This window comes from Aeromonas sp. ASNIH8 (genome assembly GCF_002919855.1).
In the GTDB taxonomy this organism is placed as follows: domain Bacteria; phylum Pseudomonadota; class Gammaproteobacteria; order Enterobacterales; family Aeromonadaceae; genus Aeromonas; species Aeromonas caviae.
This window is the reverse complement of record NZ_PQLN01000090.1, coordinates 1-17,256: the sequence shown is the minus strand read 5'-3', so window position 1 is coordinate 17,256 and position 17,256 is coordinate 1. Positions and strand designations below refer to the sequence as shown.

General features: G+C 57.7%; 11 protein-coding genes, 1 tRNA gene and 2 pseudogenes. 5 read left to right on the top strand and 9 right to left on the bottom strand.

What is annotated here, in order from left to right:
• Positions 1–1,141, top strand: a 1,141-nt coding sequence (locus C3418_RS18795) for an RNA-guided endonuclease TnpB family protein (RefSeq protein WP_146054128.1), incomplete at its 5' end; no start/stop codon positions are given.
• On the opposite strand, the pseudogene C3418_RS18790 reads toward C3418_RS18795, so the two are convergent.
• The 3 genes and pseudogenes from C3418_RS18790 to C3418_RS18775 all read right to left on the bottom strand — a co-directional run bounded on the left by C3418_RS18790 (position 1,085) and on the right by C3418_RS18775 (position 5,340).
• Positions 1,085–2,630 (bottom strand): annotated as a pseudogene (locus tag C3418_RS18790) (transglycosylase SLT domain-containing protein). The gene C3418_RS18795 and the pseudogene C3418_RS18790 sit on opposite strands and share 57 nt — an antisense overlap.
• Positions 2,631–2,807: 177 nt before the next feature.
• The gene (locus tag C3418_RS18785; RefSeq protein WP_029314601.1) at positions 2,808–4,493 is read right to left on the bottom strand and encodes an aspartate:alanine antiporter; all 1,686 of its coding nucleotides are present in this window, start codon (positions 4,491–4,493) and stop codon (positions 2,808–2,810) included.
• 771 nt (positions 4,494–5,264) lie between these two features.
• Positions 5,265–5,340 (bottom strand) — tRNA-Asn (locus tag C3418_RS18775).
• Positions 5,341–5,472: 132 nt separating this feature from the next.
• On the opposite strand from C3418_RS18775, the gene uvrB reads away from it, so the two are divergent.
• The 3 genes from uvrB to C3418_RS18760 all read left to right on the top strand — a co-directional run bounded on the left by uvrB (position 5,473) and on the right by C3418_RS18760 (position 8,549).
• Entirely contained in the window at positions 5,473–7,485 is a 2,013-nt protein-coding gene (gene uvrB, locus C3418_RS18770) for an excinuclease ABC subunit UvrB (protein WP_103859057.1), read from the top strand.
• A complete protein-coding gene (locus tag C3418_RS18765; RefSeq protein ID WP_041215068.1) occupies positions 7,482–7,739 on the top strand; it encodes a DUF1232 domain-containing protein in 258 nt (85 codons plus the stop codon). Before uvrB ends, C3418_RS18765 begins: the two co-directional genes overlap by 4 nt.
• Before the next feature lie 147 nt (positions 7,740–7,886).
• Positions 7,887–8,549: a DedA family protein gene (locus C3418_RS18760; protein ID WP_010674909.1), complete on the top strand. Its 663-nt coding sequence runs from the start codon at positions 7,887–7,889 to the stop codon at positions 8,547–8,549.
• Between the two features lie 246 nt (positions 8,550–8,795).
• Here C3418_RS18760 and dsbB read toward each other — a convergent pair whose 3' ends face one another.
• Positions 8,796–9,317, bottom strand: a complete 522-nt coding sequence (dsbB, locus tag C3418_RS18755; protein WP_010674908.1) for a disulfide bond formation protein DsbB — start codon at positions 9,315–9,317, stop codon at positions 8,796–8,798.
• A gap of 86 nt (positions 9,318–9,403) precedes the next feature.
• Positions 9,404–10,978, bottom strand: a complete 1,575-nt coding sequence (gene nhaB, locus C3418_RS18750) for a Na(+)/H(+) antiporter NhaB (protein WP_052814370.1) — start codon at positions 10,976–10,978, stop codon at positions 9,404–9,406.
• 333 nt (positions 10,979–11,311) lie between these two features.
• Between nhaB and fadR the strand changes: the two genes are divergently transcribed.
• Positions 11,312–12,025 (top strand): fatty acid metabolism transcriptional regulator FadR, encoded by a 714-nt coding sequence (fadR, locus tag C3418_RS18745; RefSeq protein ID WP_010674906.1) that lies wholly within the window; start codon positions 11,312–11,314, stop codon positions 12,023–12,025.
• 59 nt (positions 12,026–12,084) lie between these two features.
• Here fadR and C3418_RS18740 read toward each other — a convergent pair whose 3' ends face one another.
• The 4 genes and pseudogenes from C3418_RS18740 to C3418_RS18725 form a co-directional block, all read right to left on the bottom strand.
• Entirely contained in the window at positions 12,085–13,605 is a 1,521-nt protein-coding gene (locus C3418_RS18740) for a SpoVR family protein (protein ID WP_039040868.1), read from the bottom strand.
• 10 nt (positions 13,606–13,615) lie between these two features.
• Entirely contained in the window at positions 13,616–14,887 is a 1,272-nt protein-coding gene (locus tag C3418_RS18735) for a YeaH/YhbH family protein (RefSeq protein ID WP_052815757.1), read from the bottom strand.
• A gap of 24 nt (positions 14,888–14,911) precedes the next feature.
• Entirely contained in the window at positions 14,912–16,834 is a 1,923-nt protein-coding gene (locus tag C3418_RS18730) for a PrkA family serine protein kinase (protein ID WP_010674903.1), read from the bottom strand.
• A gap of 249 nt (positions 16,835–17,083) precedes the next feature.
• Positions 17,084–17,256 (bottom strand): annotated as a pseudogene (locus C3418_RS18725) (IS1595 family transposase); the annotation flags it as partial.

The following is a 17,256-nucleotide window of genomic DNA, read 5'->3' as shown; positions in this document are numbered from 1 at the left end:
TTATGTCTGGAATCACGGGCTGGCAGAGACAAAGCGCATTCTGGATGCTGGCGAAAAACTACCTTCTGCCTTTGAGCTGAACCGGATGCTCACCAGTTGGAAGAAAGACCCAGAAATGGCCTTTCTGACCGAGGCATATACCGACAACCTCCAGCAGAAACTCAAAGACTTGCACGGCGCGTGGATGCGCTGCTTTGATAAAAAACTCGCCGCCAAGGCTCCCGTTTTCAAGAAGAAAAGCGACAACCGCGACTCAATCCGCTTCGTCAACTTTGACAAGTATTGCCGCCTTGAAAAAGGTCGCGTGAAGCTTCCTGCCGGGCTGGCGTGGGTCAAGTTTCGCCAGTCCCAGCCAGTTGAAGGAAAAATTAAAAACGCGACCGTCAGCCAAGCAGCCGGGCACTGGTATATCTCCTTTCAGGTCGAGCAGGAGACGCTTGAGCCAATTCACCCCTCCGGCTCAATGGTCGGGCTGGATGCGGGGATCGCCAAGCTCGCAACCCTGTCAGATGGCACGGTGTTTGAGCCCGTCAACAGCTTCAAAACCAATCAGACCAAGCTGGCAAGGCTCCAACGCCAGTTGAGCAAAAAGGTAAAGTTCAGCAGCAACTGGAAGAAACAAAAAGCCAAGATCCAGCGGCTGCACTCACATATCGCCAACACCCGCCGCGATTACCTTCACAAGGTCACAACGACTATCAGCAAAAACCACGCGATGATCGTCATTGAGGATTTGAAGGTTGCCAGCATGTCAAAATCAGCAGCGGGCACGACCAGTCAGCCGGGGCGCAACGTCCGGGCAAAATCAGGGCTGAATCGTTCGATATTAGATCAGGGCTGGTTTGAGCTGCGCCGCCAGCTCGAATACAAGCAGGCATGGCGAGGTGGTCAGGTGTTGGCGATAAACCCGGCCTACACGAGCCAGCAGTGCGCCTGTTGTGGGCATACTGCGAAGGATAACCGCCAGACGCAAAGCCAGTTTAAATGCGCTGCGTGTGGTTATGAGGCGAACGCCGATGTGAACGGCGCTCGCAATATTTTAGCGGCGGGACACGCCGTTTTAGCCTGTGGAGGCGCGGTGCAATCAGGCCGCCCGATGAAGCAGGAACCCGGTACTGCGCGAGCAGCTATCACCCAGTAATGGGAATCCCCCTCCTGTGACGCGAAGCGCTAAGGTGGGGGAGGATGTCAACACCAGCTTGTAGGCGATGTAGTACTTGTAGATGTTGCCCACATAGGTGACCGTCTCGGGGCCGATTTTCTCTGCCGCCACGTACTCGACATTGTGGAACCAGACGTTGGGATCCAGCCCCCGTTTCCTGGCCTCGGCACGGAGCCTGGCTACCCGGGCGGGGCCGGCATTGTAGGAGGCGAACGAGAAGAGGGCCTTGTCGAGGGCGGTCATGGGCTCGTCCGCATAGTAGTGATCGATCATCCAGCGCATGTATTTGACGCCCCTGTGAATATTGGGCTCGAGCTGGCGGATGTCGCCGACCTTCAGCCCCTTGCCGGTGGCGGGCATGATCTGCATGATGCCGATGGCGCCCACATGGCTACGGGCATGATGGTTGAGGGCGGACTCCTGGTAGCCCTGGGCCGCCATCAGCAGCCAGTCCATGTCATAGCGTTCGCCATATTCACGGAACAGCTCGACCACCTGCAGGAATTTCTTGCGCTCCGCCTCGGCGGCGGCGCTTTTGACGAACTTGTTCTGCTTGAGATAACGGGCCAGGATCTCATCCCCCGTCGCCTTGCCGCGCAGCGCCTTGATCTGCTCGTTGAGCATGGCGAGCAACTGGGGGCTCTCCTTGCGCACCGCCCAGGCGATGACGCCCCCTTCCCGGAACACGGGGGCGTCGTGAATGGTGATTCCGGGGAAAATCTTTTGCCAGAAGCGGGCCTTGTGCTCGTCCATGACGATGAAGGGGAGCAGGCCTGCGTTCACCATCTCCACCAGATCTTCATCTTCGAGTACCTCCGAGGCGGGTTGGAGGTCGATGAGGGGCTCTCCCGCCGACTTGCGGGCCTGGTTGTAGGCCATGAGGCTACTCGTAGTAGCTGGAGGAGGGGCGCACGAAGACGCGCTGGCCCCCGAGATCGGCGGCGCTTTCCACCTTGGGGGAGAGGGGGCCGGAGACGAGCAGCTCCCGCACGTTTTCAAGCAGGGGATCGGTGAAGGCGATACCCTGCTTCTTGCGCTTGTCCGTGATGGTGAGATTGGCGGCGGCGATGTCGCCTTTGCCCTCGATGAGGGAGCTCAGCAGCGCTTCCCGGGCCACGGGAATGAAGACGAAGTGCACCTTGAGGTGGCGCTTGATCGCCTTTTGCTTGCGCAACTGTTCGTTGAGACGCTTTTCCACCTACATGAAGGCATCGTAGGTGACGCCCCGCTGCACGCCCTTGGTGATGAAGAACCCCGTCTTGTTGTAGGTGGTGAGCACTCGGATGGTGCGCTGCTCCAGCATGACGTCGAGATCTCCCAGCCTGGGTCTGGCAAGCTCGTCCCCCTCAAAGCTCAGGGCGCTTTTCTCCGTCTCTGCCTCGGGGGCCACCTGCTTGCCGGATTCGGCCCCCCAGGCTGGCGTCAGGGAGCAGAACCACCAGATCACGACCATCCATGCGCGTTTCATCACTTACACCTCGCTCGTTTTATTGAGTGTAAGTGGCGCCTTGTGGGTGATTTAGCTTATTGGGTTTGATAGAGATGGCCCCATAGCACGATTTCCACTATTCCATCCAGGAGTGCCCGCCCATGAAAAAAGGAGCCCCGAGGCTCCTCTTTTTCTGCGTGTTGCGGGCCCGTTTGGCTAGAACCAGAAGCCGATGATGAAGGAGCCCGCCAGGGTCAGCATGACGTTGGCCACCGCATAGGTGCCGGCATAGCCGAGCGCCGGGATGGAGCTGTTGGCCGCTTCGTTCACCACGTCCATGGCCGGGGCGCAGGTACGTGCGCCCGTGATGGCGCCGAGCAGCAGGGCTGGGTTCATTTTGAGCACCCAGACACCGAACAGGTAGCCTACCAGCACCGGCAAGGTGGTCACCAGCATGCCGGAGAAGAGCACCACCATCCCCACTTCGCTCAGGTGATCAAGGATGCCGCCCCCCGCCTTGAGGCCGGTACTCACCATGAAGACAGCGAGCCCGAGATCCTTGGCAAGGCGCAGGGCCCCCGGCGGCACATAGCCCACCGTGGGGTGGTTGGCCCGCAGGTAGCCCATCAGGATCCCCGCCAGCAGCAGGCCGACGGCATTGCCGAGGCCGAACTCTATCTGGCCGAACACCAGGGAGACGGAGCCGATGAGCAGCCCCAGCACGAAGAAGGTGGCAAAGGCCACCAGATCCGTGGTCTGGCTGTGGATGCTGATGAAGCCGATCTTGTTGGCCAGCAGCTTGACCCGCTGCTTCTCGCCGCTGATCTGCAGCACGTCACCCTTTTGCAGCATGATATTGCGATCGAACGGCATCTCGATCTGGGAGCGCACCACCCGGTTCAGGAAGCACCCCTTCTCGGTGAGGTTGAGCTCCACCAGGTGGCGACCCACCACGGCATCGTTCTTCACCACGATCTCTTCGGTGACGATCTGGAGGTCAAGCAGGTTGCGATCGAACACCTCTTTGCCGTTGCGGTAGTTGACGTCGAGCTTCTCGTGGCTCTCGGGGTAGCCCACCAGAGCTATCTCGTCCCCTTCCTGAATGACGGCATCACCGTCGGGGCTCGCCAGGATGCCGTTGCGGCGAATGCGCTCCACATAGCAGCCGGTGTGGGGATAGATGCCGGTCTCCCGCAGGGTACGCCCCCCGATCCAGGCGGCGAGCTCTGGGCCGACCCGATAGGCGCGGATGATGGGCAGATAGGTCTTGCGGCTCTCGCTGTCGGACAGCCCCCGCTCGCGCGCAATCTTCTGCGCTTCGGTATTGAGATCCAGCCTGGCCAGGGAGGGGAGGTAGCGCACCACCAGCATCAGCCCCACCAGCCCCACCAGGTAGGTCAGGGCGTAGCCGATGCCCATGTTGTCCAGCACCGACTGCATGTCGGTCTGGTGGGGCAGGTTGAGCAATCCGCTTCGCAGGGCGTCCTGCGCCCCCACCAGGGCCGGCGTGGAGGTGAGGGAACCTGCCAGAATGCCGGCGGCCATGCCGGGCCCCAGATTAAAGAACTTGGCGAGCCCCACGGTCAGCAGCAGGGCCGACAGCAGGATCACCAGGGTCAGGGTGATGTAGTGGATGCCGTCGCGAAGGAAGACGCTGAAAAAGTGCGGCCCCGCTTCAATTCCCACACAGAAGATGAACAGCATGAAGCCGACGTTTTCAGTGGAGGTGGAAAACTGGAATCCCATCTGGCCAAACAGCAGGGCGGTGAAGAGCACGCCTATGGTGTTGCCTATCTGGAAGTTGCCGATGCGTACCTTGCCCAGCAGCAGCCCGAAGGCTAGTACCACGAACAGCAGCAGGGAGTCGCTTTGATGTAGCAGTGTCACGAAATCTATGGTCATGCCCGGAAAAACCGAGGATAAAAGTGAGGCCGATATTGTGCCGGATCCTGTATCAAGAAAGAAGCGCCAAAGCGGATTAACAGCCAGTTAAGTGCTGGTCTCTTCGATGAAGATAGGGATGCGAGGGGGGGGCTGGGGAAAACACCTCTATTTTACGCTGCAAGGCCCGCTGTCAATGAGTGAAATATGCTGTTGAGCAGAGAGGGGATGACGCTCCTGTGGACAATTTATTACTTGCTGCATGGGGAGCAAACGGGCATGTTTTTCAGCATTTTCCACTGAGGAAATTGAAGGGTAACAAAAGAGACTCATGACTCATCCGGCGAGGTCTGACCCGCAGGACGCGGCATAGCGAAAAAAATCCCCCACAGGCAGCACCGCGAGTCGATTCATCCCATTTAGGGGGGAAGGGAAAAACAGCAGAAAATGGGGAAGAGCGGGGGCAGCCATCGCAAACCGGGGACAATGGCTGCCAGCCCAGATGAACCGTGGCTTTGGTCAAGTTACCCACAGAAACTGTGGATAACCCTGTTTATGAAACTTGGCGATCAGGCTGAAAGCCGCGCCAATACTGGGCTGCAAGGACTGTTCAAAAAATACCTGCAATAAATTGTTTCTATAAAAATCAAATAGTTATACGCAGCAGAACAAAACGCTGCTGGTCAGTAACGGGAGATCAAAAGGGAGTCAGGCCGCAGGGGAGGGCTTGTGCATTAAAATTGGAAGAGGAAAGCACTAAAGTGGATAACTTGCACCGAGATGGTGAGGAATTGGCTCCCCCGACTGGACTTGAACCAGTGACATACGGATTAACAGTCCGCCGTTCTACCGACTGAACTACGGGGGAACATCAGGCAAGGAGGTGCATCATACAGAGGTCGTATTTCGGGGTCAATAGCCATCAGGGAGGGTGAGCGGATACCCAGCTCCTTCAACTCGGGGTACACTGCACCCTTGCCGTTTTTTGCCGGGAGTCGTCATGAGCAAGTTATTCCAGTTGGCCAGCCAGTTTCAACCCGCCGGGGATCAGCCGAGGGCCATCGCCCAGCTGCTCGATGGCATCGAGTCGGGACTGGCCCACCAGACCCTGCTCGGGGTGACCGGTTCGGGCAAGACCTTTACCATGGCCAACGTCATCGCGACTCTTAATCGTCCCACCATGATCCTGGCCCCCAACAAGACCCTGGCGGCCCAGCTCTATGGGGAGATGAAGGAGTTCTTCCCCGACAACGCGGTGGAGTATTTCGTCTCTTATTACGATTACTACCAGCCCGAAGCCTATGTGCCGACCACGGACACCTTCATCGAGAAGGATGCCTCCATCAACGATCACATTGAGCAGATGCGGCTGTCAGCCACCAAGGCGCTGCTGGAGCGGCGCGACGTGGTGATCGTCGCCTCGGTATCGGCCATCTATGGTCTGGGGGATCCCCAGGCCTACCTCAGCATGATGCTGCACCTCAAAGTGGGGGACGTGATCAATCAGCGGGATATCCTGCGCCGCCTCGCCGAACTGCAGTACACCCGCAACGACATGGCCTTCCAGCGCGGCACCTTCCGGGTGCGGGGGGAGGTGATCGACATCTACCCCGCCGAATCGGACAAGCTGGCCCTGCGGGTGGAGCTGTTTGATGAAGAGGTAGAACGCCTCTCCCTGTTCGATCCCTTGACCGGCGCCATCGAGCAGACGGTGGTGCGTTACACCATCTACCCCAAGACCCACTACGCCACCCCGCGGGAGACCATTCTGGGTGCCATCGAGCACATCAAGGAGGAGCTCAAGGGGCGGCGTGAGCAGTTGATGAGCCTCAACAAGCTGGTGGAGGAGCAGCGCATCAGCCAGCGCACCCAGTTCGACATGGAGATGATGCAGGAGCTGGGCTACTGCTCCGGTATCGAGAACTACAGCCGCTACCTCTCCGGTCGCGCGCCGGGTGAGCCGCCACCCACCCTGTTTGACTACCTGCCGGGGGACGGCCTGCTCATCATCGACGAATCCCACGTCACGGTGCCGCAGATCGGCGCCATGTTCAAAGGGGACAGATCCCGCAAGGAGACCCTGGTGGAGTACGGCTTCCGGCTTCCCTCGGCGCTGGACAACCGGCCCCTCAAGTTCGACGAGTTCGAGGCGCTGATGCCCCAGACGGTGTTCGTCTCGGCGACCCCGGGTCCCTACGAGCTGGAGAAGTCCGGCGGTGACGTGGTGCAACAGGTGGTGCGTCCCACCGGCCTGCTGGACCCCGAGATCGAGGTGCGTCCGGTCACCACCCAGGTGGACGACCTGCTCTCCGAGATCCGCAAGCGGGTCGCCGTGGAGGAGCGGGTGCTGGTCACGACACTGACCAAGCGGATGGCGGAGGACTTGACCGAATACCTGGCAGATCACGAGGTACGGGTGCGCTATCTGCACTCGGACATTGATACCGTGGAGCGGGTGGAAATCATCCGCGACCTGCGCCTTGGCAAGTTCGATGTCCTGGTGGGCATCAACCTGCTGCGCGAAGGCCTCGACATGCCGGAAGTCTCCCTGGTGGCCATTCTGGATGCGGATAAAGAGGGCTTCCTGCGCTCCACCCGCTCCCTCATTCAGACCATCGGCCGGGCGGCACGTAACCTCAACGGCAAGGTGATCCTTTACGGGGATACCATCACCAACTCCATGAAGGTGGCGATCGAAGAGACCGAGCGGCGCCGCGCCCTGCAACACGCCCACAACCTGGAACACGGCATCGTGCCGAAGGGGCTCAACAAGGCCATCGGCGATGTGATGGACATGGGGGGCAGCCGCACGGCGGGCAAGGCGGGCAAGGGGAGTCGCAAGGCTGCCGAACCGCAAGGGGAGTACCATGCCCGCTCTGCCAGCGAGATCAGCAAGGAGATCAAGCGGATGGAAGAGCAGATGTTCCAGCATGCGCGGGATCTGGAGTTCGAACAGGCGGCGGCGCTGCGGGATCAGATCCAGCGGCTGCGCGGCGAGCTGATCGAGTCATGAGCACCAGACGCTGGCTCATCTGGCGGCGTTTGCGCCGCCTCTATCAAGGCTTTCGCCACCCAGGCACGCCCTGGTGGGCGAAGGGGCTGGTGATCCTTATTCTGCTCTATGGCATCAGCCCGGTGGACGTTGTCCCCGATGTGGTGCCTCTCCTTGGCTGGCTCGACGACGCTACCTTGTTGCTGCTCCTCTTGTGGGGCTGGGAGAAATGCTTGCCCGGCGAGGTGCTGGCCGCTCTGGACAAGGCCGAGTGAGCAGAAGCCTACGTTCAGGGAGAGGGGAAAAGAAGGGGGGACTGAATGACTCCCTTCATGGGATTCGAAAAAGGGGACCATGGGGAGATTGTGAGCCAGGTCTCATTGGCGTAGACTCCACGCCGTTCACTTCATGGGTACCAAAAAATGGATCTGATCCTCTTTGCCATCGACTTTATTCTGCACGTTGACGTGCATCTGAAAGAGCTGTTCGAGAACTATGGCGTCTGGGTATACGCCATCCTGTTTCTCATCATCTTCTGTGAAACCGGGCTGGTGGTGACTCCCTTCCTGCCGGGGGACTCCCTGTTGTTTGCTGCAGGTGCCCTCACCGTGGGCAGCGTGTTGGACGTGCACACCCTAGCCGCCGTGCTGATCATCGCCGCGGTGCTCGGCAACGTGGTGAACTACACCATAGGCCACTTCTTCGGTGAGCAGCTGTTTCGCAACCCCGATTCCAAAATCTTTCGCCGGGACTATCTGGTCAAGACCCATGCCTTCTATGCCAAGCATGGCGGCAAGACCATCATCATCACCCGCTTCCTGCCCATAGTGCGCACCTTCGCCCCCTTCGTGGCGGGCATGGGGGCCATGACCTATCCCCGCTTCCTGGCGTTCAACCTGGTGGGGGGGCTCTTGTGGGTGCTCTCCTTCGTCTATGCCGGCCACTTCTTTGGCAATCTGCCGGTAGTGCGCCACAACTTTACCCTGCTCATCTTCGGCATCATCGCGGTCTCCTTGTTGCCCATGGTGATCGGCATGGTGAAGGCCAGGAGAAGTGCCAGCAAGGCTACCTCCGAAGGCGCGTGACATCGCCGTGCACGACATGAAAGAAGGGAGCCGATGGCTCCCTTCTTGTTGGTAGGCCGAGTGGCAGGTCGCTGCTGCGCCCTTTGACCCGCTTGTGGCCTGTTACGATGATGCACACCCGCAGGCAGCCACTTCATTGGCAGAACAGGGAGAAGGAGATCCGGCCCTCTGGGCATGGGGTCGTGAGGCGATAAAGAGGAAATAAAAAGGGAGCCATGGGCTCCCTTCTTAGGGTCGAGTGACGAACTAGTTGCAGCAGCGCCCTTTTATCAGGTTGCCAGCAGCCACGATGACGAACACCAGCAGATAGGCGGCAAAGATGACCACGAGCCACTGCGGCATGGAGAAACCGAGGAACTGCCAGCTGATCTCGCTGCAGTCGCCGTCCGGGTAGAACATCCAGGGAACCCACTTATCCAGTGGTGCCCAGGCAGGGAAGTCAACAAATCCCTCGCATACGTTGAAGGGGGAGGGGTTCATCTGGTAATCCACATGCTTGAGCGCCAGTTTCAGGCCCCAGAAGGCGCTGTAACCCCACAGGAGCATGGCACTCCAGCGCAGGTACCAGCGCTCTGGCGCGACCATGCCGAGGAGGCCGGCCGTGAGTACGCCGAGGAGGGCGATACGTTCATAAATGCACATCACGCAAGGGTGCAAACCCAACACGTGCTGGAAGAAGAGGGCGCAGAGTTCCAGCGCGAAAGCGGAGGCTGCCAGCAATCCCCAGGCCAGACGATGACTGGCAATGCGGCGAAGATACTCGATCATATGATTGATCTCTCAGAGAAAAATAGTGGCTGAATTAGAGCAGAGTCCCATCTGAAAAGAAAGGGGCCGAACAGCCCCTTTCATGATCAGTGTGTGGACGGGGTGGGCAGTGGCAGTGCCCCATGATCCAGCAACCACCCTGCCTGATAGAACCATTCGGTTGCAGGACCGAGGAGCAGTTCCACGGAGAAAAAGCCGACAAGCCCCAGCACCAGGGTATAGGGCAGCGCCATCCAGACCATACGGCCATAAGAGAGGCGCAGCAGGGGAGCGAGGGCCGAGGTGAGCATGAACAGGAATGCGGCCTGGCCATTGGGGGTGGCGACCGACGGCAGGTTGGTGCCCGTGTTGATGGCCACGGCCAGCAGATCAAAATGCTCCCGGTTGATGGCGCCGTTGATCAGGGCGGTCTTCACCTCGTTGATGTAGACGGTGCCGACGAAGACGTTGTCACTGACCATGGAGAGCAGACCGTTTGCTAGGTAGAAGAGGGCAAGCTGATCCTCCGGCTTGGCCGCCAGTACCCACTGGATCACCGGCTTGAACAGCTGTTGATCGATGATGACCGCCACCACGCTGAAAAAGACGGTGAGCAGGGCGGTGAATGGCAAAGCCTCCTGGAATGCCTTGCCAAGCGCGTGTTCTTCAGTCACGCCGGTGAACGCCGTCGCGAGCACGATGACCGTCAGGCCGATCAGCCCAACTGCAGCCAGATGGAGGGCAAGACCCGTGATAAGCCAGGTGGCAATCAGCGCCTGGACGATCAGCTTGGCCTTGTCCTGCGGGGTACGTTGTGCGTCTTCGTCGCGCTCGTAGGATTCCATGATGTGACGCACGGGCTCGGGCAAGCGGGCGCCATAACCGAACCAGCGGAATTTTTCGACCAGGATGCAGGTCAGCAGGCCGCAGATGAAGACCGGAATGGTGACTGGTGCCATGCGAATGGCAAATTCACCGAAGTGCCACCCGGCCTGTTCACCGATGATGAGGTTCTGGGGTTCGCCGACCAGGGTGCAGACGCCCCCCAGGGCGGTACCGATGGCGGCGTGCATCATCAGGCTGCGCAGGAAAGCACGAAACTCGTTCAGATGCTGGCGGGAGAGCTCGTCAATCTCTTCGTCATCATGATGCAGATTGCCGGACTCATCCCGGGAGGCCACCTTGTGGTAGATGGCGTAGAAGCCGGTGGCGACGCTGATGACCACGGCGATCACGGTCAGGGCATCAAGGAACGCGGAGAGGAAGGCAGACACCAGGCAGAAGGCGAGAGAAAGCAACGTTTTGGAGTGGATGCGCACCAGCATCTTGGTAAAGACGTAGAGCAGCAACTGCTTCATGAAGTAGATGCCGGCCACCATGAAGACCAGCAGCAGAAGCACTTCGATATTGGCCACCAGCTCATGCTTTATCTGGTTGGCGGAGGTCATGCCGATGAGCACGGCTTCGATGGCCAGGAGTCCGCCCGGTTGCAGCGGATAGCACTTGAGGGCCATGGCCAGGGTGAAAATGAACTCGACAACCAGCAGCCAGCCGGCCAGGAAGGGATCAACGTAGAAAATGACCGGGTTGATCAGCAGGAATAGAACGATGGCAATTTTGTACCATCGCGGAGCATTGCCCAAAAAGTTCTTTGTAAACGCGCGCCCTAGGCTGATTGGCATAATGATGGTTCTCTGTTCTGTTGTTGATATCTGCGTCTATGCAGTCGAGCCCGACCCGAGCCGAACATCCGGATATTCACCTGTATCAGATTGATTGCACATGATTTTAATCAAGGGAGCGATAACTATAAATAAGCTCGCCGAACTTGCCCAGCGAGCAAACGCTTATATCCCCATCATTTGGTGTTGGTTGACTCCCCACTTGTTGCTGTATACATATTTTTAACAAAAAGATCGGGGTAATGTGAGCAGAGGACCGACCTTCTGCTTGCCAGCATGACCGGCTTTGCTATTATTCGGGGGCCTTTTTACGCACTACAACAGAGTCATTACATGGTCATTAAAGCGCAAAGCCCTGCCGGGTTTGCCGAGGAATACATCATCGAGTCCATCTGGAACAATCGCTTTCCTCCTGGATCCATTCTGCCGGCGGAGCGCGAGCTGTCCGAATTGATCGGCGTGACTCGCACTACCTTGCGTGAAGTGTTGCAGCGCCTTGCCCGTGATGGCTGGCTCACCATCCAGCATGGCAAACCGACCAAGGTCAACAATTTCTGGGAAACCTCCGGTCTCAACATTCTGGAGACACTGGCACGTCTCGATCAGGACAAGGTGCCGGATCTGGTGGCACAGCTGCTCTCCGCCCGGACCAACATCTGCACCATCTTCATCCGTGGCGCCATTCGCAACAACCCGGAACAGGCCGCCGAGATCTTGCGGGGTGCCGATGATGTGGAGAACACGGCCGAGGCCTATGCGGACTTCGACTACCGTTTGCATCACCAGCTTTCATTTGCCTCGGGCAACCCCATCTATGCCTTGATTCTCAACGGTTTCAAGGGCTTGTACAGCCGGGTTGGCCGCTACTACTTCTCGGACAAACAGGCGCGGGAAACCGCAGATGCCTACTACAAGACGCTGCGCAAGCTGGCCGAAACCAAGGATCACGAAGCCGTGTTCATGACGGTACGCCAGTACGGCATCGAGTCTGGCAAGCTTTGGACCCGTCTGCGTCAGGACATGCCAAGCAACCTGTGTGACAACTGATTGCCCTGATCCAAGAAAAACGCGCCTGATGGCGCGTTTTTTTATGCCCGGCACTGACGTCAGGTCATGCTCTTGCGGTCCGGACAACGGCCGATGATATCTGCGGATAGCTCGCCATTGTCCTGCTCCAGCACCACATCGAAGCCCCACAGCTGATGCAGATGCTTGAGCACCTCGTGGCGTGACTCGCCAAGGGGGATGCGGTTGTGGGGAACATAGCGCAGGGTCAGGGAGCGATCGCCTTTCACTGCCACGTTGTAGACCTGAATGTTGGGCTCCAGGTTGCTCAGGTTGTATTGAGCGGACAGGGTGCTACGCACCAGTCGGTAGCCCTCTTCATTGTGAATGGCGGACACCTTGAGGTAGTTCTTCAGATCGTCGTCATCGATGGCAAAGAGCTTCATGTCGCGCATCACCTTGGGACTGAGGAACTGGCTGATGAAGCTTTCGTCCTTGAAGTTCTGCATGGCGAAATGCAATGTCTCGACCCAGTTGGTGCCAGCGTAATCGGGGAACCAGTATCTGTCCTCCTCGGTCGGGTGTTCGCAGATGCGACGCAGGTCCGTGAACATGGCAAAGCCAAGGGCGTAGGGGTTGATCCCCGAGTAATACCGGCTGTTGTAGGGGGGCTGATAGACCACGTTGGTGTGGCTGTGCAGTACCTCCAGCATGAAGCGATCGCTGATTTTTCCCTCGTCATAGAGGTGGTTGAGAATGGTGTAGTGCCAGAAGGTGGCCCAGCCCTCGTTCATCACCTGCGTCTGCTTCTGCGGGTAGAAGTACTGACTGATCTTGCGCACGATACGCACCACCTCGCGCTGCCAGGGCTCGAGCAGGGGGGCATTCTTTTCGATGAAATAGAGGATGTTCTCCTGAGGCTCGGCAGGATAGCGCCTGTCTTCCACCCCGGCAATCTTGTGCTGCTTGGGCAGGGTACGCCACAGCTCATTGACCTGGGTTTGCAGATAATCTTCCCGCGCCTTCTGGCGCCGTTTCTCCTCGGCCAGAGAAATCTTCTGGGGCCGCTTGTAACGATCCACCCCGAAGTTCATCAGGGCATGGCAGGAGTCAAGCAGTTTCTCCACCGCATCGATGCCGTGTTTTTCCTCGCACTCGGTGATGTAGTTCTTGGCAAACAACAGGTAGTCGATGATGGAGGAGGCATCGGTCCAGGCCTTGAACAGATAGTTGTTCTTGAAGAAGGAGTTGTGACCATAGCAGGCGTGGGCCATGACCAGCGCCTGCATCGGCATGGTGTTCTCTTCCATCAGATAGGCGATGCAGGGGTCCGAGTTGATGACGATCTCGTAGGCCAGTCCCATTTGGCCGCGCTTGTAGTTGCGCTCGGTGTGGATAAAGCGCTTGCCGAATGACCAGTGTTGATAACCGATGGGCATGCCGACACTGGAGTAGGCATCCATCATCTGCTCTGCAGTGATCACCTCGATCTGGTTGGGATAGGTGTCGAGCCGATAGAATTTGGCGACCCGGGCTATCTCCTGGTGATAAAGCTCCAGCAGATCGAAGTTCCAGTCAGGACCATCGTCCAGCGGCGCTATCTTTCTTGCGGTTTCTACCATATGTGATCCCTCAAGCCGCTTGCTTCTTGAACAATTCCCGGAACACCGGATAAATGTCCTCGACCTTGCGAATGTGCTCCATGGCGAAGTGGGCGTATTGCTCTGCCACCGCCTCATATTCGTGCCACAGGGTCTGGTGGGCGCGGGTAGTGATCTCGATGTAGGAGTAGTAACGCACCCGCGGCATGATGTCGCGCATCAGGATCTCCCTGCACTGGGGTGAGTCATCGGCCCAGTTGTCACCATCAGAGGCCTGCGCCGCATAGATGTTCCACTGGTTGGCGGGATAACGTTCGTTGATGATGTCGTTCATCATCTTGAGCGCACTGGAGACGATGGTGCCGCCGGTCTCCTGGGAGTAGAAGAACTCGTGCTCGTCCACCTCCTTGGCCTGGGTGTGGTGGCGGATGTAGACCACCTCGACATTCTTGTAAGTCCGGCTCAGGAATAGATAAAGCAGGATATAGAAACGCTTGGCCATCTCCTTGGTAGCCTGATCCATGGAACCGGAGACGTCCATCAGGCAGAACATCACCGCCTGGCTCGAGGGGACGGGCCGTTTGACAAAGTTGTTGAATTTGAGGTCGAAGGTGTCGATAAAGGGGACCGCATCGATGCGTCGTTTCAGCTCCCTGATCTCTTTTTCAAGTTGCGCCATTTCGGCGAAATGGTCGTTGGGCTCGCAAGCCAGCTGGGCCAGGCGCTCCTCCAGTTCACACAACTGACGTTTCTTGCCTGCCTGCAGCGCCATGCGCCGCGCCAGCGAATTTTGCAGGGAGCGCACCACGTTGATGTTGGCAGGCACCCCGTTGGAGGTGTAGCCGGCCCGATAGGTCTTCATCTCCATCAGCTGGTTGAGCTGGGTCTTTTGCAGCCGCGGCAGCTCCAGATCCTCGAACAGCAAGTCCAGGTACTCGTCCTTGGAGATCTGGAAGACGAAATCATCGACTCCCTCTCCTTGATCCGAAGCCTGGCCCTCGCCACTCCCTTGGCCGCCGCCACCCCCTTTGGGCCGGTCAATCTTGTCACCAGATACGAACTGGTCGTTGCCTGGATGCACCATCTCCCGTTTGCCGCCATGACCCTGATGAAAATGGGGTTCCCCGATGTCCTTGGTCGGGATGCTGATGCTCTCACCCTTGTCCACGTCCTGAATGCTGCGCTTGGAGACAGCATCCGAGACCGCTTGTTTTATCTGCTTCTTGTAGCGGCGGATGAAGCGCTGCCGATTGACAGCGCTTTTGTTTTTGCCGTTGAGCCTGCGGTCGATAAAATGCGCCATAACTCCCCCTTGAACACGGCAGGGTCAGGATGACTTGCGTACCCTGAGATACCACTCGGAGAGCAGCCGCACCTGTTTACGTGTGTAGCCTTTCTCCATCATCCGTTCGACAAAGTTATCGTGCTTCTTCTGCTCCTCAGCCGAGGTTTTGCTGTTGAAGGAGATAACCGGCAGCAGCTCTTCCGTGTTGGAGAACATCTTCTTCTCGATCACGGTGCGCAGCTTCTCGTAACTGGTCCAGTTGGGGTTACGGCCTGCATTGTTGGCCCGGGCACGCAGCACGAAGTTGACGATTTCGTTGCGGAAATCTTTCGGGTTGCTGATCCCGGCAGGTTTTTCAATTTTCTCCAGCTCGCTGTTGAGAGACGCTCTGTCAAACAGCTGGCCGGTTTCTGGGTCACGATACTCCTGATCCTGGATCCAGAAGTCGGCGTAGGTGACGTAGCGATCGAAGATGTTCTGACCGTACTCTGAATACGACTCGAGGTAGGCGGTCTGGATCTCCTTGCCGATGAACTCGACGTAGCGCGGAGTCAGGTAACCCTTGATGAACTCCAGATAGCGATCGTGCAGCTCTTGCGGGAACTGCTCGCGCTCTATCTGCTGCTCCAGCACATAGAAGAGGTGCACCGGGTTGGCTGCCACTTCCGCGTGGTCGAAGTTGAAGACACGGGAGAGGATCTTGAACGCGAAACGGGTGGAAAGGCCGTTCATGCCCTCGTCAACCCCCGCATAATCCCGGTACTCCTGATAGCTTTTCGCTTTGGGATCCGTGTCTTTGAGACTCTCGCCGTCATAGACTCGCATCTTGGAATAGAGGCTGGAGTTTTCCGGCTCCTTGAGCCGCGACAGCACCGAGAACTGGCCCAGCAACTCCAGAGTACCCGGTGCGCATTTGGCCTCGGTCAGCTCGCTGTTGAACAGCAGTTTTTCATAGATCTTCACCTCTTCCGAGACGCGCAGGCAGTAGGGCACCTTGACGATGTAAACACGGTCGAGGAAGGCTTCGTTGTTCTTGTTGTTGCGGAACTGCTGCCACTCGGATTCGTTGGAGTGGGCCAGCAGGATGCCGTCGAAGGGGAGGGCGGAGAGCCCTTCGGTACCGTTGTAGTTCCCCTCTTGCGTCGCCGTCAGCAGCGGGTGCAGCACCTTGATGGGGGCCTTGAACATCTCGACGAACTCCATCATCCCCTGGTTTGCCTTGCATAGCGCACCGGAGTAGGAGTAAGCATCGGCATCATCCTGGGCGAAGTGTTCCAGCATGCGGATATCGACCTTGCCGACCAAGGAGGAGATGTCCTGGTTGTTGTCGTCCCCCGGTTCGGTTTTGGCGATGGCGATCTGATCGAGGATGGAGGGGTTCACCTTCTCCACCTTGAACTTGGTGATGTCGCCGCCAAACTCGTGAAGGCGCTTGGCGACCCAGGGAGACATGATGGGGCGCAGATAACGGCGAGGGATGCCGTACTCCTTCTCGAGGATTTCGCCATCTTCGTCGATGTCAAACAGGCAGAAGGGGTGATCATTCACTGGTGAGCCCTTGATGCGATAGATGGGCACTTTTTGCATCAGGGATTTGAGTTTCTCTGCCAGCGAGGATTTACCGCCGCCAACCGGTCCGAGCAGATAGAGGATCTGTTTCTTCTCTTCCAGACCCTGAGCGGAATGTTTGAGATAGGAGACAATCTGTTCGATGGCTTCTTCCATGCCATAGAAGTCTTTGAAAGCGGGATAACGCGCGACGACGCGGTTGGAAAAGAGACGGCTGAGACGTGGATTGGTCGAGGTGTCGATCATTTCCGGCTCGCCGATGGCGGTCAGCAGACGTTCGGCGGCAGAGGCGTAGCAGGATTTGTCCTGTTTGCACATATCCAGAAACTCCTGGATGCTGTACTCCTCCTCTCTGGCCTTCTCATACCGCTGTTGATAGTGCTCGAAGATGCCCATAACTTAGCCCTCGTTATAGTCGCTTGCCCTGAAAAAGAGTGGATCACTACTTTTGTTCTGTTTACCTCTTAAGCCTAGTCAACAGCCCCCAGTAATCCATCGCCATCATTGGTTTAAGTTTGTGCGGGAGCTTCCCGATCCTCGTGCGGGAAGAAGCAGTAAGTGACATACCTATGTTACTGACTGTTAAATTATTTTTGCCACGACAGTGATGCAAATGTCAAAGACATAAAAAATAAATCTTCCTGATTACCCATGACCCTCAGCCAGCTTCAAGAGCCGATATGGCATCGGCGGGCTTGCCACGACTGCATGCCCCAATTCAACAAACATACTCTTGAGGTCAAAACGATGATTAAACCGGAAGCAGTATTCAGCAAGATGCCTTGGTAAATGCTTCGCTCCGAGCTTATGACAACTGC